Annotated in this window: 21 protein-coding genes; 13 read left to right on the top strand and 8 right to left on the bottom strand. The window is 56.7% G+C overall.

Annotated features, from left to right (window positions below; all coding sequences use genetic code 11):
• The first annotated feature begins 28 nt into the window (after positions 1-28).
• The 4 genes from ACR0B3_RS18125 (at position 29) to ACR0B3_RS18110 (ending at position 3,176) form a co-directional block, all read left to right on the top strand.
• On the top strand, positions 29-562 hold the full coding sequence (locus ACR0B3_RS18125) for an invasion associated locus B family protein (protein WP_480810275.1): 534 nt from the start codon (positions 29-31) through the stop codon (positions 560-562).
• A 126-nt stretch (positions 563-688) separates the two neighbouring features.
• Entirely contained in the window at positions 689-1,060 is a 372-nt protein-coding gene (locus ACR0B3_RS18120) for a lysozyme inhibitor LprI family protein (protein ID WP_480810274.1), read from the top strand.
• A gap of 78 nt (positions 1,061-1,138) precedes the next feature.
• Positions 1,139-2,326 (top strand): dual-specificity RNA methyltransferase RlmN, encoded by a 1,188-nt coding sequence (gene rlmN / locus ACR0B3_RS18115; RefSeq protein ID WP_480810273.1) that lies wholly within the window; start codon positions 1,139-1,141, stop codon positions 2,324-2,326.
• A gap of 226 nt (positions 2,327-2,552) precedes the next feature.
• Positions 2,553-3,176: a cytochrome P460 family protein gene (locus ACR0B3_RS18110; RefSeq protein WP_480810272.1), complete on the top strand. Its 624-nt coding sequence runs from the start codon at positions 2,553-2,555 to the stop codon at positions 3,174-3,176.
• A gap of 3 nt (positions 3,177-3,179) precedes the next feature.
• Here ACR0B3_RS18110 and ACR0B3_RS18105 read toward each other — a convergent pair whose 3' ends face one another.
• The 4 genes from ACR0B3_RS18105 to ACR0B3_RS18090 form a co-directional block, all read right to left on the bottom strand.
• Positions 3,180-3,623 (bottom strand): hypothetical protein, encoded by a 444-nt coding sequence (locus ACR0B3_RS18105; RefSeq protein WP_480810271.1) that lies wholly within the window; start codon positions 3,621-3,623, stop codon positions 3,180-3,182.
• A complete protein-coding gene (locus ACR0B3_RS18100) occupies positions 3,596-4,837 on the bottom strand; it encodes a peptidase U32 family protein (RefSeq protein ID WP_480810270.1) in 1,242 nt (413 codons plus the stop codon). The genes ACR0B3_RS18105 and ACR0B3_RS18100 overlap by 28 nt, the downstream gene beginning before the upstream one ends.
• A 63-nt stretch (positions 4,838-4,900) precedes the next feature.
• Complete coding sequence (locus ACR0B3_RS18095; RefSeq protein ID WP_480810269.1) at positions 4,901-5,245, bottom strand: hypothetical protein; 345 nt, start codon at positions 5,243-5,245, stop codon at positions 4,901-4,903.
• Positions 5,242-6,159, bottom strand: coding sequence for a DnaJ C-terminal domain-containing protein (locus tag ACR0B3_RS18090; RefSeq protein ID WP_480810268.1), 918 nt, complete (start codon positions 6,157-6,159; stop codon positions 5,242-5,244). Before ACR0B3_RS18090 ends, ACR0B3_RS18095 begins: the two co-directional genes overlap by 4 nt.
• Before the next feature lie 156 nt (positions 6,160-6,315).
• Between ACR0B3_RS18090 and ACR0B3_RS18085 the strand changes: the two genes are divergently transcribed.
• Entirely contained in the window at positions 6,316-6,699 is a 384-nt protein-coding gene (locus tag ACR0B3_RS18085) for a hypothetical protein (RefSeq protein ID WP_170686911.1), read from the top strand.
• Here ACR0B3_RS18085 and ACR0B3_RS18080 read toward each other — a convergent pair whose 3' ends face one another.
• On the bottom strand, positions 6,700-7,797 hold the full coding sequence (locus tag ACR0B3_RS18080; RefSeq protein WP_480810267.1) for a cystathionine gamma-lyase: 1,098 nt from the start codon (positions 7,795-7,797) through the stop codon (positions 6,700-6,702). It lies immediately after the preceding gene.
• 3 nt (positions 7,798-7,800) lie between these two features.
• Positions 7,801-8,643, bottom strand: a complete 843-nt coding sequence (locus tag ACR0B3_RS18075; protein WP_480810266.1) for an LOG family protein — start codon at positions 8,641-8,643, stop codon at positions 7,801-7,803.
• 78 nt (positions 8,644-8,721) lie between these two features.
• Between ACR0B3_RS18075 and ACR0B3_RS18070 the strand changes: the two genes are divergently transcribed.
• The 5 genes from ACR0B3_RS18070 (at position 8,722) to dapD (ending at position 12,863) form a co-directional block, all read left to right on the top strand.
• Positions 8,722-9,633, top strand: a complete 912-nt coding sequence (locus ACR0B3_RS18070; protein ID WP_480810265.1) for a threonine/serine dehydratase — start codon at positions 8,722-8,724, stop codon at positions 9,631-9,633.
• A 44-nt stretch (positions 9,634-9,677) separates the two neighbouring features.
• Positions 9,678-10,277, top strand: coding sequence for a GntR family transcriptional regulator (locus ACR0B3_RS18065; RefSeq protein ID WP_480810264.1), 600 nt, complete (start codon positions 9,678-9,680; stop codon positions 10,275-10,277).
• Between the two features lie 120 nt (positions 10,278-10,397).
• The gene (locus ACR0B3_RS18060) at positions 10,398-10,985 is read left to right on the top strand and encodes a biotin transporter BioY (RefSeq protein WP_480810263.1); all 588 of its coding nucleotides are present in this window, start codon (positions 10,398-10,400) and stop codon (positions 10,983-10,985) included.
• Complete coding sequence (gene bioB, locus ACR0B3_RS18055) at positions 10,978-11,943, top strand: biotin synthase BioB (RefSeq protein WP_480810262.1); 966 nt, start codon at positions 10,978-10,980, stop codon at positions 11,941-11,943. The genes ACR0B3_RS18060 and bioB overlap by 8 nt, the downstream gene beginning before the upstream one ends.
• Before the next feature lie 92 nt (positions 11,944-12,035).
• Positions 12,036-12,863 (top strand): 2,3,4,5-tetrahydropyridine-2,6-dicarboxylate N-succinyltransferase, encoded by an 828-nt coding sequence (gene dapD, locus ACR0B3_RS18050; protein ID WP_480810261.1) that lies wholly within the window; start codon positions 12,036-12,038, stop codon positions 12,861-12,863.
• Positions 12,864-12,917: 54 nt separating this feature from the next.
• Here dapD and ACR0B3_RS18045 read toward each other — a convergent pair whose 3' ends face one another.
• Complete coding sequence (locus tag ACR0B3_RS18045; protein WP_480810260.1) at positions 12,918-14,114, bottom strand: aromatic ring-hydroxylating oxygenase subunit alpha; 1,197 nt, start codon at positions 14,112-14,114, stop codon at positions 12,918-12,920.
• A gap of 372 nt (positions 14,115-14,486) precedes the next feature.
• On the opposite strand from ACR0B3_RS18045, the gene ACR0B3_RS18040 reads away from it, so the two are divergent.
• Together ACR0B3_RS18040 and ACR0B3_RS18035 are read left to right on the top strand one after the other, a co-directional pair.
• Positions 14,487-15,080 carry a TetR/AcrR family transcriptional regulator gene (locus tag ACR0B3_RS18040; protein WP_480810259.1) on the top strand — a complete coding sequence of 198 codons (594 nt, stop codon included), beginning with the start codon at positions 14,487-14,489 and terminating at the stop codon, positions 15,078-15,080.
• Positions 15,081-15,117: 37 nt separating this feature from the next.
• Complete coding sequence (locus ACR0B3_RS18035; protein ID WP_480810258.1) at positions 15,118-15,462, top strand: hypothetical protein; 345 nt, start codon at positions 15,118-15,120, stop codon at positions 15,460-15,462.
• Here ACR0B3_RS18035 and ACR0B3_RS18030 read toward each other — a convergent pair.
• Entirely contained in the window at positions 15,459-16,517 is a 1,059-nt protein-coding gene (locus tag ACR0B3_RS18030) for a transporter substrate-binding domain-containing protein (protein ID WP_480810257.1), read from the bottom strand. The genes ACR0B3_RS18035 and ACR0B3_RS18030 overlap by 4 nt on opposite strands.
• A 207-nt stretch (positions 16,518-16,724) precedes the next feature.
• Here ACR0B3_RS18030 and dapE point away from each other — a divergent pair, with 207 nt between their 5' ends.
• Positions 16,725-17,864: a succinyl-diaminopimelate desuccinylase gene (dapE, locus tag ACR0B3_RS18025; protein ID WP_480810256.1), complete on the top strand. Its 1,140-nt coding sequence runs from the start codon at positions 16,725-16,727 to the stop codon at positions 17,862-17,864.
• Positions 17,865-17,867: the final 3 nt, after the last annotated feature.

Below are 17,867 nucleotides of genomic sequence, written 5' to 3'. Positions count from 1 at the left end.
TATTAGGTCGGGCTAGGAGGCTGGACAGATGGGATTAAAGCTCGTCCGCGTGATTGCGGGCCTGTGTGTGGCAGGAATGGCGACAACGGCGCTCGCTCAGCAGGCGACCAGCACAAACCGCGTCGCGGCAAAGACCGATTGGAGCGTGTTTGTCGAAGAAGACCCCACCGAATGCTGGAGTGTTTCTGCCCCAAAAGAGACGGTGAACACACGAGGTGGCCGGGTCGTTTCCGTGCGGCGCAGCGATATCCTGCTGTTCGTGTTCTACCGCCCGAATGCCGAGGTCAAAGGGCAAGTGACCTTTACTGGCGGCTATCCGTTTGCTTCTGGGTCGACGGTGAATCTGGTTGTCGATGGCAGCGAGTTTGAGCTGTTTACCGATGGCGAATGGGCGTGGCCGGCAACAGCTTCGGACGACGCCAAGATTGTGACAGCGATGAAACGCGGCAGCGAAGCCGTGCTGACCGCCCGTTCGGAACGCGGGACGCAGACCAAAGATACGTTTTCCTTGCTTGGTTTTACCGCAGCGATCGAAGACGCGGAAACACGCTGCACGAACTAAGTGAGACACCGATTGGACTCCAAACCCCGCCTGATGGCGGGGTTTTTCGTTTCGGGCCTTTTTTTGTCAGCTGGAGCTTTGTGCTAGATACTAGTCGAGAGCTTGCGTCACTAAAGGAGGCAATTGATGCGCTGGGTCCTGATCTTGTTCCCGTTTGCCGCGTTGGCAGATCCGACGATGGAATGCGACGACGCCGGATCGCAGGTCGAAATAGGGGCCTGTGTCTCGGAGATGGAGGCGCGTGTGGACGGGGCCATAACAGCTAGCTATGCGCTCGCGATGGAGGCCGCCAAAGAACTGGATGGGGTCACCGAGCGTGTTGTGGCCGTCCCCGCTCTGGAGGCCTCGCAAAATACATGGATCGCCTATCGCGATACTCAGTGCGAAGCGGTGGGTGCTTCCTATGGCGGAGGATCGGGAACGGGCATAGCCATCACGGCTTGCAGGGTTGATCTTGGTCGAGCCCGGGTCGATGAATTGCTGCGCTTTGCAAATTGAAGCACGAATTCTTTTGATCTTTGCACTCGTTCCTATATAGAGGCGCATCCCAAGCCAGAATCCATCGAGATACGCCACATGTCGCCCAAAGCGCCGATCACTCAAGACGTCATGACCATCCCTCGCAAACTGCCCGAGGGGAAGATCAACCTTGTCGGTTTGACCCGCGATCAATTGCGCGCAGCGTTGATTGAACACGGTACGCCGGAAAAGCAGGCCAAGATGCGGACCGGACAGATCTGGCAGTGGATCTACCAATGGGGTGTGCGCGACTTTGCCGAAATGACCAATCTGGCAAAAGCCTATCGCGCGCAATTGGCCGAGCATTTCGTGATCGAAATCCCCGAGGTTGTGACGCGGCAGGTGTCCGAAGACGGCACGCGTAAATACTTGTGCCGTATCGCAGGCGGACACGAGGTCGAGGTGGTATATATCCCCGAAGAGGATCGCGGTACGCTGTGTATTTCGTCTCAGGTGGGTTGTACGTTGACCTGTTCGTTCTGTCATACCGGCACACAGAAACTGGTTCGTAACCTGACGGCCGCCGAGATCGTCGGGCAGGTCATGATGGCCCGCGACGATCTTGAAGAATGGCCGATCCCCGGCGCACCCAAGGATGAAACCCGCCTGCTGTCGAACATCGTTCTGATGGGCATGGGTGAGCCGCTTTATAACTTTGAAAACGTCCGTGACGCGATGAAGATCGCCATGGACCCCGAAGGGATTTCTCTGTCGCGTCGCCGGATCACGCTCTCGACCTCTGGCGTGGTACCTGAGATTGCGCGTACGGCTGAAGAAATCGGCTGTCTGCTGGCGATCTCATTCCACGCGACCACGGATGAGACCCGTGATGTGCTGGTCCCGATCAACAAGCGTTGGAATATCGAAGAGTTGTTGCAGGCATTGGCCAGCTATCCCAATGCCTCGAACTCCGAGCGGATTACGTTCGAATACGTGATGCTGGATGGTGTGAACGACAGCGATGAAGACGCGCACCGTCTGATCGACCATATCAAACGTCACAAAATCCCGGCCAAGATCAACCTGATCCCGTTCAACGAATGGCCGGGCGCGCCGTATAAGCGCAGCTCGAACAACCGTATCCGGGCCTTTGCAAATATCATCTATCAGGCAGGTTATGCCTCACCCATTCGCAAAACGCGCGGAGAAGACATCATGGCCGCCTGTGGTCAGCTCAAATCCGCCACCGAGCGCGCCAGGAAATCGCGCAAACAGATCGAGGCTGAGGCAGGGCTGAACCACTAAGGGCTGAAGACTAGCCGTCCCTTGCAAAACTTAATGAATTGGCGGCTGTTCCCGCATTCAAAATTTGGTATGTTTGACCCGTATCCGCTCTGGATGGGGGATTTCACCGGCTTACACAAGGTGGTGAGATTGCCAGTGCGGTGCTGGCAACACCATTAAAGGCCGCTACCATTTTTCAGGATCAAAGCGGCATTTAGGCGAACTGATCAGTCAGGGAGGCCATAATATGATTGTAAGTCACTGGCAAATTCTGGGCATCGCAGCGGTTACTGCGATTTCGGGGTTTGCGTTACATGCAGCTTATGCGCAAACTACAGATCAGGATGCGCACCTTGCGATTGAGAACCCAGCCGACCTGAACAAGGACGAGGCGCAAAAGCACTATAAGTCATTGATGCGGCGTATGTCGCGGGGCTATGCCGCTGCGCAGCTGGATTTGATCCGCAACTATCAAAACTGGCCGTTGTTCAACGATGCGCCGTATATTTCAGCAACGCATGGTGAGCGCTACGTCAACAGCTATGCCAACCGTATGGCGCATAACTACGGAACCATGCAGGAAGGAGAAGTGCTGCCTGTGGGCTCCGTGCTTGCCAAAGACAGCATGACCGTCACCGATGAGGGTAATATCCATCCCGGCGCACTGTTCGTGATGGAGAAGCTCCCGGCAGGAACGAATCCTGAGACCGCGGATTGGCGATACATTATGGTGATGCCCGATGGTTCATTGTTTGGCGATACGATGGGGTTTCGCGCCTCAGAGGTTGAATATTGCCATGTGTGTCACGAGGCCGTCGCCGACCGCGACTATACGTTTTACGTGCCAGAAGAGTTTCGTGTTACTGAGTGAGGCTCAGGTTTCTAGATCGGGCAGTTTCAGTTCGGATGCTTCTTGACGGCTAAGCTGCTCGCCCTGTTTGCGTTTGGATAGAGCCTCGCGAGCACGGGCATATTTGTCGTCCTGCCAGAAGATCAGGCAGCCGTTGCAGCCTTTGCCGCAACAGCCTTCGGTGCCGATCCGGTTGGTTTTGAAGCGGCGTTCGTTGCCGTCCTCGCCAATCTTCTCGACCAGCTCATTCCTACGACGGGCATAAGCTTCGGGGTTGTCGCGGCCCGTGGCTTCCAGCCCCTGCACCAGTTTGTCAAAGCGAATGCGGCTCCAATGCTCGTCGGTCAGGGCGCGTTCCTTGCGCAGGACCGAGTAAACCGGGAAGCGGGCGCGCAGATCGTCGATATCTTCGTGGTCGAACAAAGTGAAGGGCAGGCGGATTACGGTTTTCGAGCTGCCATGAACCAAGTCCAGTCGTTTGCCGTCGGATGCACGTTCGAAATCGTAGACCCGCAGCAGCACGGTATCGCGCGAAATCGGCGACACGAAGTCCAGAACATCGCCCGGTTCCAGCTTGTTTTTACCTCGACTAAAAAGGCATCGTCGGTCACATCAGTGACTATCCCGGCATATTCCCACTGCGCGATTGACGCCGTGTGCTCATAGTCATGTGCGTAGTTGGTCAACCGCCCTTCGTGGAAGGCCAGAGTGTATCCCCGGTTTCCAACTGTTTCGAGTTCGCGCATGTAAGGCTTAGGATCCCAGCCCTCAGGGTTCGCATGATAGTCATCGATTGCCATGCGATAAGCGCGCGCGACGATTGCGGCGTAGTATTCCGACTTACCGCGGCCTTCAACCTTAAGGCTGTCGACGCCAATCTTCAGATATTCATCCAGCTTGGGCATGATGCACAGATCGCGGGAATTGAGGATGTACGAGCCGCGATCATCCTCTTCAATGGGCATCAGATCACCGGGGCGGCAGCCTTCTTCCAGCAGAAATTCGAACAGATCGGCGTTTTCGTCGGTGATGCGCAGCTCCTGATGGGTGCCATCCTTGAGGCGCAGTTTCACACCATAGTTCCAGCGGCAGGAATTGGCGCAGTTGCCTTGGTTCGCGCCGCGCTCGGCCATGAAATTCGACAGCAAACAGCGACCCGAATAGGTCATGCACATGGCGCCATGGACGAAGGCCTCAATCTTGATGTCCGGGCACTTCTCGCGGATTTCGACCAGTTCGGGGTACGAGACTTCGCGCGCCAGAACCACAAGCTCCGCCCCCTGATCCTGCCAGAACTTCACCGATAGCCAGGAACAGATATTTGCTTGGGTCGAGATATGAAGCGGCAGTTCCGGCGCGCGTTCGCGGACATATTGGAACACACCCGGGTCGGCAATGATCAACCCGTCGGGTTCCACCTTGCGAACCGTTTCGATGTATTCGTCCAGCTTCGGGATGTCCTTGTTGTGCGAAAACAGGTTCAGCGTCAGATAGGCGCGTCGGCCATGTTGGTGGCAGAATTCGACCCCTTCGATCACTTCTTCCAGCGAGAACTCGGATTTTGTGCGCAGCGACATATCAGGCGTGCCCAAATAGACCGCATCTGCGCCATAGAGGATGGCGAGTTTCAACTTGCGCAGATTGCCTGCAGGCATCAGCAATTCGGATCGGGTCTGGGTCATGGGACTACCGGGCAAAGGATCAAGCCGGCCTTCTACGCCAAAATCCTTATGCCCAAAACCCCGCTAGCTGCGACGGAAACGCGCTGTGCCTATGACCTCGATAAGTTTTTGGCGAACAGGTTCTGGTTGCGCCTCAACCGCGTTCAGAACCTCTCGCAGCTCGGCCCGCAGCCCATGCATCTGGTCGATCAGAGAGATCATCATCGACAATGCATCTGGCTCCATATCGTACTGGTCATGCAACTCGCAGGCCAGTTCCAGCCGGGCAACGTCGATGCGCTGATAGCGCAGACCTTGCTCCGATTGCTCGGGGATTACGATCTCGGCTGCCAGGTATTCGGTCAAGCGATCCGAGGTCAGGCGGGCAATGGCGTCGATCAGTTCGGCTTCGTTCAATGTACGGCTCATGACGGCATTCCTTTGCGCGGATCATAGCTGTGGGTTTCGCGCCATGTCTCCATGAATTGCTTTAACTCATCATCCACCTTCTCTGGCATTGCGACAGTCAGTTCTATGAACTGATCTCCCCGGTTGGACGAACCGCGTTTCTTAACTCCCTTGCCACGCAGACGCAGGGTCTTGCCGCTGCTGGTGCCTGCGGGAACGCTGACATTGACGCCCCCGTCGATGGTGGGCGCGGGAACCTTGCCACCCAGAACTGCCTCGTCGATCGTGATCGGCAACGTGATGTGGATGTCATCGCCTTGACGGTCAAACACAGGATGATCGGCGACCGAAATGGTGACCAGCGCATCGCCGGGTGGCCCTTCACCATATCCCGGAGCGCCTTTGCCGCGCAGGCGGATGGTTTGCCCAGTGGTGATGCCGGCGGGTATCTTTACCTCAATCCGGTTTCCATCCGGCAGGGTCAATTTCTGGCTGGCTCCGAAAACGGCGTCCAGAAAACTGATCTGCAGAGAATAGTTCAGATTGTGGCCCGGCGCGTGGAACTCTTGGCTCCGCTGGCCGTATCCGCCCCGCCCGCGCATGAATTCGGCAAAGATATCGGACATGTCGTCTTGTTCGGCCGAATACCCGCGATAGGGGTTGCCTGCGGCCTCGGCATAGTCCCGATAATATTGCTGCTGTGGACGTTCCTGTCCCGAGGCATCAATCTCGCCGTTGTCATAGCTTTTGCGCGTCTCTGGATCTTTCAGCAGATCGTAAGCGGCGGCGGCGGCTTTGAACTTTGCTTCAGCCTCGGTATCGCCTGGCTTGAGGTCCGGGTGACACTCCTTGGCGATCTTCCGATAGGCTTTCTTGATTTCTGCATCGCTGGCATCTTTGGCGACGCCAAGAACGGAATAGGGATCGTCGCTCATCTTGCCTCTCGTCGATGTAGGGTTTGGCCTTGATGAAGGTATTTTATCAATTGATTTCAACAGGTCAAAAAGAAGAGGCGGTTAAATTGTCTCGTAAATCTTTCATGCTCTGCTAATATCGAGATGTTTCAGAGTGTTCATTGACGGAGATCACCCATGACGCGCAGGCTCAAATCAGTGCTGGCTTTGCTGGCGGGGAACGCCATCGGGCTCTTGTTGGCCAGTTTGCTGTTGTCGGAGTTTGCGATCCGGCCAATCTCGTTCATAGTGGTGGTGATCGTATTCACTCTGGTTCAGGTCATAGCTGAGCCCCTAATCCTGAAGCTGGGGGAAAAGAAGGCACCGGCGCTGAAAGGCGGGATTGCCTTGATCGTGACCTTTGTTGGCCTATTGGTCACCGACCTCATCACGTCCGGGCTGACGATTGGCGGTATTTCGAACCTGTTGGCCGCAACACTGCTGGTTTGGTTGGGCGCCCTGATCGGCAGTATTGTGCTGCCAATCTATGTGTTTCCCGAGCTGCGCGAGACTAAGAAATAATCACAGTGCGTCCAAACTGGTCTCAAAGGCCAGCCATAGTTCGTCAACCGGTTCACACCCAACAGACAAGCGGATGAAAGCAGGATCGACAGCATCCCCCCAACGAGCACGCCGCTCGGCCGAGCTGTGGACGCCGCCAAAGGAAGTGGCCGGGCGTAGCAAGGGGCAGGTGTTGATGAACTGTTCGGCTTTGGCCTCGGTTTCAAGCGTCAGGCTCAGCAAGAACCCAAATCGCTTGGTTTGTGCTGTGGCCAATGCGTGCGCCGGATCATCGGGCAGACCGGGATAACGGATGTGTTTCACGGCGGCATGCGCGGCCAGCCGTTCGGCCAGAACTTGCGCCGAGCGGCACATCCGGTCAAACCGCACGTCAAGCGTTTCGAGTCCGCGATGCAGCAGCCACGCCTCATGCGGTCCTGGAATTGCACCAGAGACACGGCGCCATTCCTCAACGCGTTCCATAATCTGTGCATTACGGCTGGCCACATGGCCCATGAGCAGGTCTGAATGCCCGCCCATTGCTTTGGTGTCTGAACTCACCACCACATCGACGCCAAGGTCCAGTGGGCGTTGGCCCAAAGGTGTCATCGTTGTATTGTCAGCGATAGTGATGCCACCGGTCTCGCGCACGGCCCCTGCAATTTCTGGCAGGTCAAGCATGTCCAGACCGGGATTCGAGGGGCTTTCCAAAAACACCACATCGAATCCATCAAAGCCACCTTCGGCAAAGGCGGTGGTTGGGCGCTCGACGACCGAGACGCCCAGATTTGACAGGAACCGATCAGCAAGAAGACGGGTCACATAATACCCGTCAGACGGGATCAGCAGCCGAGATCCGGCTTTGACCGTCGCAAACAGGGCCGCCGAAATCGCGCCCATACCCGAGGGAAAGCTGAGGCAGGGCGCATCTTCGAGATGCGACAGAACGTGTTCCAGATGCACCCAGGTCGGGTTGTCGACCCGGCCATAGCTGGCGTGCCCATCCGGCGCGCCCGGCAGATGGTACATGCTGCTTTGGGTCAGCGGCAGGGCCACAGGCTCGCCCTTGTTCAGGGCGTTCCCGCGAAGGTGCAACATTTCTCCGGCCTTCGGGCTCATGGCTCAGCGCCCCGGAATTTCATCGCGTGGGGGCGCGGGCTCCCAGTTTTCGATGATATCCACCGCCTCTTGCGCGGTGTCGACAAAGCGGAACAGGTCAAGATCTTCGTCCGAGATGGTGCCTGCATCGGCCAGCGCCTCCCAGTTGATCACCTTCTCCCAGAACTCACGTCCGAACAGCAGGAAGGGGACGCGGTCCATTCGGCCGGTCTGGATCAGGGTCAGGGATTCGAACAGCTCATCCATCGTACCGAAACCACCGGGAAATATGGTGATGGCGCGGGCGCGCATCAGGAAGTGCATCTTGCGGATGGCGAAATAGTGGAAGTTGAAGCTGAGATCAGGCGTTACATACATGTTCGGTGCCTGCTCGTGCGGCAGCACGATGTTCAGGCCGATGGAACAGCCACCCGCATCCTGTGCACCACGGTTACCCGCTTCCATCACGCCGGGGCCGCCACCCGTGACGATCACGTTCTCGCGGCAACCCGTCTGATTTGATTTCTCCGTCATCAGACGCGCAAATTCCTGTGCCTCATCATAGTATTTCGACAAGCCAGCCAAGGTCTCGGTGCGGGCGGTGTGTTTCTGAGCGGGTTCCGGGATGCGGGCACCACCGAACATGACGATGGTCGAGGTGATCTCGCGCTCGGTCATGATCATCTCGGGCTTCAGCAGTTCGAGCTGTAGGCGAACTGGGCGCAGCTCATCCCGACACAGGAAATCATCATCAGCGAAGGCAAGGCGATAAGCCGGAGACCGCGTTTGCGGCGTATCCGGCACCTCGCTCGCGGTCGAGCGGTCGGTTTGGGCATCGCGGAAAGGGCTGAGGCGATCTTCTCTCATAAACGGGGTTCCCTGCTTGCGTGTTTTCAAAACAGCTATAGGGTTCGCGGGCAGAGTGCCAGTCACGGAAAGACAAGAATGGATTGGAAAAGTGAAATATTAGTTGCGCGGGATCGCATTGCCGGACACGCGCAAATCACGCCGGTGATGCAGAGTAACGCGCTGGGCTATCCGGTCGAGCTGAAGCTGGAGCACATGCAGCACACCGGTAGCTTCAAAGCGCGCGGCGCGTTCAATACCTTGCTTAGCATGGATGTACCTGCCGCGGGCGTGGTGGCGGCATCAGGCGGCAATCATGGTGCGGCCGCGGCATATGCAGCAAAAGCATTGGGCTACCCTGCGAAAATTTTTGTCCCTGAGCTTGCTGGGCCATCCAAAATCGCCCTGATTGAACGGATCGGAGCTGATCTGAGCGTGGTTCCGGGGGAATATGCCAATGCTCTGACCATGGCGCAGGCGCATGAGGAGAGCACCGGCGCTATGCAAATCCACGCCTATGATGCGCCCGCAACGGTGGCAGGGCAGGGGACGTGCTTTGCGGAATGGGACGCTCAGGGTCTACAAGCTGATACCGTGCTGGTGGCTGTGGGTGGTGGTGGCCTGATTGCCGGAGCGCTGGCCTGGTTCCAGGGTGCGCGCAAGGTTGTGGCGGTCGAGCCGGAAACATCGTGCGCGCTGAATGCGGCACTGACTGCGGGTGAGCCGATTGATGTGTCTGTCTCGGGCATTGCGGCAAATGCGCTGGGCGCCAGACGAATTGGTGACATCTGCTTTGGGCTGTCTCAGGGGATGACCTCGGTTCTGGTTTCTGACGACGCGATATCACAAGCCCAAATCTCCCTGTGGCAGGCCCATCGTATTCTGGTTGAACCGGCAGGGGCGGCGGCTTTGGCAGCTTTGACATCTGGTGCCTATCAACCTGAGCCGGATGAGCGTGTGGCCGTGCTGGTTTGCGGAGGGAACATTGCGCCAGACCCTCTGACGAGTTGAAAATACCGCTTGTGGATGCAGGTTGTGAATTTTATCTATAATTCATGACGGCAACCATCGCGAACACGATATATCAATCTCTTAGCCAGCAAATCATCACCGGTGATCTGGCTGCAGGTGAGAAGCTGCGACAAGACCACATTGCCCGCGCCTTTGAGACTAGCCATGTGCCGGTGCGAGAGGCATTGCTGAGGCTCGAGGCACATGGGTTGGCCAATAGTGAGCCGCACAAAGGCATGCGTGTGACCGCGTTGGATCCTGCCGAGGTGCGCGAAGTGATCGAGATGCGCGTCGCGTTGGAGACGCTGGCGATGCAGCATTCCGCCCAAAATATGACGCCTACAGCATTGAAAGCAGCCGATGACGCAAGAAAGGCGTGCGATGACGCTGATAGCATGCCGCTGTGGGAAGCGCGGAACAGGGTCTTTCACCGTGCGATCCTGACCCCATGCGGGTTACCACGTCTGCTGCATGCCATTGATGATTTGCACATTGCAAGCGCACGGCACCTGTTTGCGCATTGGCGGCCCAAATGGGTGCAGCGTGTTGATACAGATCATGCAGCTATCATTCAGGCGCTCAAGAGCAAAGATGTAGCAGCTGCAACATCGATACTTGTGCGTCATATTCGGCGCGCCAGCTGATAATTTCAGGCAGTTTAATACTAGATTGCAAGGGCGTAACAGATTTCGCTTGCTTTATAATAGATAAAATAGATGCTGATCTGTGAATCAGGTAAAAATTATCTATAAAAAGGAAAGCCAATGAAAACCACCCTTCAATCCAACTTGCCCGCTGCAGGCGCGTTAGGCCTTACGGGGCAGATCATTCGGGTCGTGGCAGGTATCCTGTTGCTGACCGCAAGTGCGAAAATACAAGTGCCTTTCTGGCCCGTGCCGATGACCCTTCAGGTTGCGGCGGTCATGGCGATTGCTGCGACCTTCGGGATGCGGCTCGGGTCTGCGACCGTGATTGGCTACATGGTTGCTGGCGCGGTGGGTCTGCCAGTGTTCGCCGGGACGCCAGAAAAAGGCATCGGGCTGGCCTATATGATGGGCGGAACCGGCGGCTATCTGCTGGGCTTTGTTGTTGCGGCATTCATTGTTGGCTGGGCGGCGGATAATCTTCGTAAACTGTATCTGGTCCCCGCCATGCTTGTCGGCCTTGCGGTTATTTACGCGTTGGGTTTGGGCTGGTTGGCCCAGTTTGTACCTGCTGACAAGGTGCTGGCCTTTGGCTTTATCCCCTTCATCGCGGGCGATCTTGTCAAAATCGCCTTGGCGGCTGTCTTGGTGATCGGCCTGCCGGCAGGTCTGATGCAGAAAATTCGCGGATCGCGATCAGATGCTTGATGCCGGACAGGATATCCGCAGCGACTGGACCGTTGACGAAGTGGAGGCGCTGCTGCGCCTTCCTTTGCTGAACCTCGTAGGAAGGGCAAATGCTGTTCATCGTACGCATCACGACCCGAACGACATACAGAAAGCGAGCCTGTTGTCGATCAAAACCGGCAGCTGCCCGGAAGACTGCGCGTATTGCCCGCAATCAGCGCATCATCGTGAGGTCGAGCTGACCAAAGAAAAGCTGATGAATCCTGCGCATGTCATCTCGCTTGCCAAACGGGCGCGGGATGCGGGGGCGGAACGGTTTTGCATGGGTGCCGCGTGGCGTCAGGTGCGGGACGGCGAAGAATTCGACAACGTGTTAGACATGGTGCGCGGCGTGCGAGATCTGGGGATGGAGGCGTGCGTAACGCTTGGCATGCTCAAACCGCATCAGGCCAAGCGCTTGGCCGAGGCAGGGCTGACGGCGTATAACCACAACCTCGATACCTCACCTGAGTTCTATGGTGAGATCATCGGCACACGCACCTATCAGGATCGTCTTGAAACCCTCAGCTATTGCCGGGATGAAGGCATCGATTTGTGCTGTGGCGGTATCATCGGCATGGGCGAGTCTTTGCGGGATCGCGCATCGCTGTTGCAAGTGCTAGCGAATTTCGATCCGCACCCAGAAAGCGTGCCGATTAATGCTTTGATTCCGATCAAGGGTACCCCGTTGGAGCATCAGGAAAAGGTAAGCATCTTTGATCTGGTGCGCATGGTCGCGACCGCACGGATCGCCATGCCACGGGCACGCGTGCGCCTGTCAGCCGGTCGCTCAGACTTTTCGACTGCCGAGCAGGCATTGTGCTTTCTGGCCGGGGCAAATTCGGTTTTTTACGGTGATGTCTTGCTGACAGCACCCAATGCAGGAACGCAAAATGACCAGAACATGTTTGTTGCGATGGCGGCCCTAACAGAAGATTGACGCAAACAAGGGGACCTGCGTCGCATTGCGCCATGGGTCCTGCTTGCGTATAGGCCACACCAACGTGAACAGATTCTCTAGGGAGACGCCCCATGTCCAATGCGCAACTGGAAGCCGCCATCGAAGCCGCCTGGGAGGCACGTGACACAATCACGCCCGCGACCACCGGTGAGCAGCGTGAAGCGATCGAAGACACGCTGAACGCGCTGGACAGCGGGTCACTGCGGGTTGCGGAAAAGCTGGACAGCGGTGATTGGCATGTAAACCAGTGGGCAAAGAAAGCAGTTCTGTTGGGCTTCCGCATCAAGGATATGGAAATTCAAACAGGTGGCCCGCAAGACGGTGGCTGGTGGGACAAGGTGGACAGCAAGTTTGCCGGTTGGGGCGAGAACCAGTGGCGCTCGGCCGGGTTCCGCGCCGTTCCGAACTGCGTGGTCCGCAAGTCCGCTTATATCGCTCCGGGCGTCGTGCTGATGCCGTCATTCGTGAACCTGGGCGCTTATGTTGACGAAGGCACGATGGTTGACACCTGGGCTACCGTTGGTTCATGCGCGCAGATCGGCAAGAACGTCCACCTGTCGGGTGGTGTCGGGATCGGCGGCGTGTTGGAGCCGATGCAAGCTGGCCCGACCATCATCGAGGACAACTGCTTTATCGGCGCGCGGTCCGAGGTAGTTGAAGGCTGCATCGTCCGCGAGGGTTCGGTTTTGGGCATGGGTGTGTTCATTGGCAAGTCGACCAAGATCGTTGACCGCGAAACCGGTGAGGTCATGTATGGTGAGGTTCCGCCTTATTCGGTTGTTGTTGCAGGCTCGATGCCCTCGAAGAACAATGTCAGCCTGTATTGCGCGGTGATCGTGAAGCGCGTTGATGAAAAGACCCGTTCGAAAACCGGGATCAACGAGTTGCTGCGCGACTGATCCAATCGAATTCTGTTTGAAAAGGCCGCAGAGCGCAGGCTCTGCGGCCTTTTGCTATTTTGGCATGAATTCCAGCACCGTTTGCTGGAAAAACTCAATCGCCGCTTCACCGCCTGCCCCCTTGGCCAACGTTCCAACCTGGTATCTGGGCGATTGAAGTGCGCGCTGCATCTTTTCGCAAACCCATACATCTTCGGTCTGGAAATCCCCGGTCTCCAGCGGGTGCTGGGTCCAATGAGAAGATTTGATCCGGCCGCTTTCCGCGTCATAACCGGGGATGTCCGCAGCGCGGTGAGTGTAGGTGAACCAGCCTTTCGGTGACCAGTTTCTGACCCGCAGCAGCGTTGTATTGGCGTCTATCGGCTCCATCACCGAGATCGAAAACCCCCAGGGATTCGGCGTTAGGATCGTGGTTGGAAACAACATATAAACACCGCCATAGCCCGGTGTTTCTGCGCCCCGAACCATCTTCATGCCGGATCCTTTGGCCGAGTTCTCGACGAATTGCGGGATGCGGTGTTTGACACCTTCACCCTCGGTCGACCACCAAACCAAGTTATGCCCGAAAACCTCCCAAAGGTTTTTGTCATGGGTTGGGCCGCCCAGTGTATCTTTGTGCAGGTAGGCCAAGTGATAGCCGTCGACGGCGTTTTCGAAGAAAACTTTCCAGTTGCACTTGATTTCGTAGATCACATCGTCCGGATTTTCCTGCAGATCGCTGGACGCAAGGTCATGAGGCCATGGGACCTGATCCAGATCACCGATCCATGTGTCAAAACTCTGGTCAGGCTCGGGATGTACAAAGACGAGGTTGCAAAAAACCCCAACCGAAGCGCCGAATAACGCAGTTGCCTTTTTGTCGATGTCTGGAAAGCATTCGCGCTGGGCTGGGATTCCACGCAATGCGCCATCCAGATTGTAGGCCCAGTTGTGATAAGGGCAGACAATGGTTTTGCCTGCGTTGCCACAGCCTTCCAACAACTCGGTTCCACGATGGCGGCATTGATTGTGGAATGCCCGCAGTTCACCAGCGGCGTCCCGAATGACGATGAGCGCGAAGGCCCCGACTTGGACCGTTCTGAAATCACCGGGTTCGGCAAAATCCATGGTTACCCCGGCAAACGTCCAGCAATTGCTGAACAGGGATTTCTGTTCGGCCTCAAACCAGCTGTCCGAGACATAGGCCTCACGCGGGAGGCGTTGTTGCGGGTGAACTGGAAGGGCAGTTAGCGGCGGCATCGTCAGTTCCATTTATTGTCAAAAATGATAATTATCAATATTGACAGTAAACCGCCGAATGTCCAGATTTGATCTTAAGGTTTTTCAACCGCCGCATGGAGGCAGGATGAGTTTTGTTCAAAGCTTGAGGCATCAAAAATGGCTGACATTTTTTGTGCTGTTGGTCCTTCTTGTTTCAACCCTTTCTGGATTCTACGCCGTCTGGGGGGGTTTGTTCATCTTTTGGGGTCTATTGGCCATGCGTTCAGGGCAGGCCTTTCTAATTGAGTCGATTGAATGGTCTGAAAATCCCGTTGTCTTCTGGCTTTTGGTTGTTCTGTGGATCGGACTGGGCCTTCTTTATGTTGTGGCCGATTTCTTCCCGCCCTTGATGACTGGTTTCTGATGCCGCGCCCCAGCCTGAAAGACGCAAGGTCCGAGCAAATTCTGAACGCCTTCATGCGCTGCGTTGCACGGTATGGGTTGGATGGCTCGACTCAGGCGCGCATTGCTGAAGAGGCTGGGGTCGGGCGGCCCTTGTTGCGTCATTACCTGGGTAACCGGGATGAGATGGTGCGCAAGCTGTTAGATCACGTTCTGAAGGTTTTCGCCGAGCGTGTGGAAGAGTTGTTTCATGTTTTACCACCTTCGGGCCGGATAGATGCGATGACTGAGGCCCTGTTCGGGCGCGGCAGCTATTCCTCGGAAGGTGCGGCGGTATTCGCCGCATTGGTCGCGACATCAGAGCAGTATGAGGGATTGCGGGAACCTCTGCTTGGGTTTGTCTATGACTTCGAGGACAGGATCGCCGCGGAAATCTTGCAAGAACGGCCAAAGGCCGATCTTCAAAAGGTCCAGGCCGTTGCGGCGGGAGTGTCCGCAATCTATTTCAACACGGATGCGGTGATGCCGCTGAAACCGCGTGTGGGTTGGCGTGACACGCAGCGCAGCGCTGCTCTGATATTGCTGGATCATCTGCTTGGTCCAAACTGCGATTGAGTTGACCGTCTCACCGTCCCCGCGTATTGCGGGCAACATGGAAAAGCAGAAGAAACCTTCGCGCCAGCAGGTCTATACGCTGTTGGTTCAGATTGGCCGCAAGGAAGGCGACGGGCTGCCCGACGGTGCAACCGGAGCGGCGCTGATGTGTTTTGCAAGTGGTGTTGACGAGGCCGAGGCGGTGCGTGAAACGGTTGCGATCCTGAAACAGGCCGACACCGCCCCGCTGGATGTCACAGGATATGGCACCTTGGCCGAACGAGAGGCGCAAGGACATGATATCGACCCGGATGAGCGGTCGCTGATGCAGCGCGCGCTGGATGAAAACGCCGTAATCGTCGCGCAGATGACGCCATTCTTCGGGGATGAGGAAACCGCTTAGTTCCGCGCGCCGAACCACTTGCGATAAATTTCGTCATAGGTGCCATCTTCGCGCAGCGACAGCAGCGCCTGATTGACATCTTCGACTAGGGGCGAGCCGCTTGGGAACGCCATGCCGTAGTTTTCGCGCAGGAATACGCCTCCGGTCATTGTCGCAATTCTGCGCCCTTCATGGCTGGCATAGTAGGACAGGATCGGTGCATCAAAGACAACGGCATCCAGATCCTTGTTCTCGAACGCCGTAAGCATGTTCTGCAGATCGCTGTAGCCAGCGAATTCAATCTCGCGCCGGTTAAGGAAACTGGCAGCGGTTGAGTCTGAGATGGTGCCGACCTGTTTCCCGTATAGGTCATTGACCGAATTTACACTTCCGGTGATTGCATCCACCGTCATCACCGAGGTGATGCGGGCAGTGAAAACCGAGACGATGAACAAGGAAGACACAACCAGCACAACACCCAAAAGGCGTCCAAACGGCGTACGCGGCATCCGCTCTTCAAACCCGCCATTAACCACAAGGTTGAGGGCCCACCAGAACGATGGGAACCACGCTTCGTTCAGCTTGCGATCGAAATAGGGTTGCGCGCGTTTCTCGAAACTCCACATCAGCATCCCGCCGCCAAGCAATATTGCAAAAGCCAGGCCAATTGCGATGAATAGTTCACGCGACAGAAGGGCGTGCAGCAGTGACGGCTGGCGCGCAGCCTCGGACGGCACCATGATCTGCAAACCGGCTTCGAAGATGGGTTGCGTGAAATCCATCTGGGTTTCGCGCGAGGCGGTGATCGAAATGTTCGCGATCGCCAGATCGGCAGTGCCGTCCTGCACCGCGCCGAGCATCTCGCTAAAATTCTCGACCCTGTTCACGGTGTATTCCCAGCCAAGCGATTCTGAGAGTGCGGCCAGCAGGTCCATCGAAAAGCCGGTCTGGACCCCGTCTTCGACAAAAGAAAACGGAGGGCGGGTTACCGTTGTAACCGTAAGGGTCTGGGCCTGGCTTTGCTGCACGAAAGTAGCGAAAGTCAGGCAGATCAATGCGAAAAAGACGCGTTTCATGTTGAATCACCTGTTTCGCGGCGCTCTATCGCACTTCGGGGCCACGCGGCAAGGCAGCCGCTGGGTCAACGCTCATGTTTTGCTGAGGTGCAAAATCAAGGTGCTGGTGCTTTCAGGCTGGGATTTCGCTTATTCGGGGTTGGCAATCCGGGCAATTCGTTGAATCTGTGCACGAACACAGGAACCCCTTTGGACAAGAGGCCCAATATGACCGATCCAGTAGAGCTGACAGCAGACCTGATCCGTTGCCCTTCGGTCACACCCGAAGAGGGCGGAGCATTGGTTCTGCTGCAAGATGTGCTTGAAGATGCAGGGTTTGAATGCACCCGTGTGGATCGCGCGGGCATCAGCAATCTGTTTGCGCGCTGGGGGCGGAAAGGGCACGCACGTAGCTTTGGCTTCAATGGTCACACGGATGTTGTACCGGTTGGTGACGAGGCGGCATGGACCATGGCCCCGTTTGGCGCGGAAGTCCGCGATGGTGTGATGTATGGCCGTGGGACGACAGACATGAAGTCGGGTGTGGCGGCCTTTGCTGCCGCGGCCATTGACTTTGTGCGCGACACTCCTCCGGACGGGGCGGTGATCCTGACGGTCACCGGGGATGAAGAGGGAGATGCGCTGGACGGCACAGTCGCTTTGCTCGATTACATGGATGCCGCGGATGAGCGGATGTCGGTTTGTTTGGTGGGTGAACCGACTTGCCCCAGTACGATGGGCGAGATGATGAAGATCGGCCGACGTGGCTCGATGTCTGCTTGGTTCACTGTGACAGGAGTACAGGGGCATTCGGCGTATCCGCACCGGGCCAAGAACCCGTTGCCAGCGATGGCGCGGCTGATGGACCGGCTGGCCAGTCATGAACTGGATCAGGGGACCGATCATTTCGACGCCTCTACTTTGGCGGTGGTGACGATGGATACGGGCAACCCGGCGACAAATGTCATCCCGGCGCAATGCGCGGGAACAGTGAATATCCGTTTCAATGACCTGCACTCAGGCGCAAGCCTGAGCGAGTGGTTGAAATCCGAAGCGGATGCCGTTGCTAAGGCGTTCGGAGTCGAGGTCGAAACCAGAATCAAAATCTCGGGCGAGAGTTTTCTGACCCCACCCGGACCGCTATCCGATTTGGTGGCGCAAGCTGTCGAGGCCGAAACCAACACGCGTCCTGAGCTATCGACGACGGGTGGCACGTCGGATGCCCGCTTTATCAAGAACCACTGCCCGGTGGTTGAGTTCGGTCTGGTCGGGCGCACCATGCATCAGGTTGATGAATGCGTCGAGGTGGCGCAAATCCACCAGCTCAAGGCGATATATACGCGTATTTTGACGGATTACTTTGCCTGATCC

The sequence above is a fragment of the Ruegeria sp. CE9 genome (assembly GCF_056537425.1).
The sequence above is the reverse complement of the archived record's forward strand: the minus strand, read 5'-3'. Positions and strand labels throughout refer to the sequence as shown.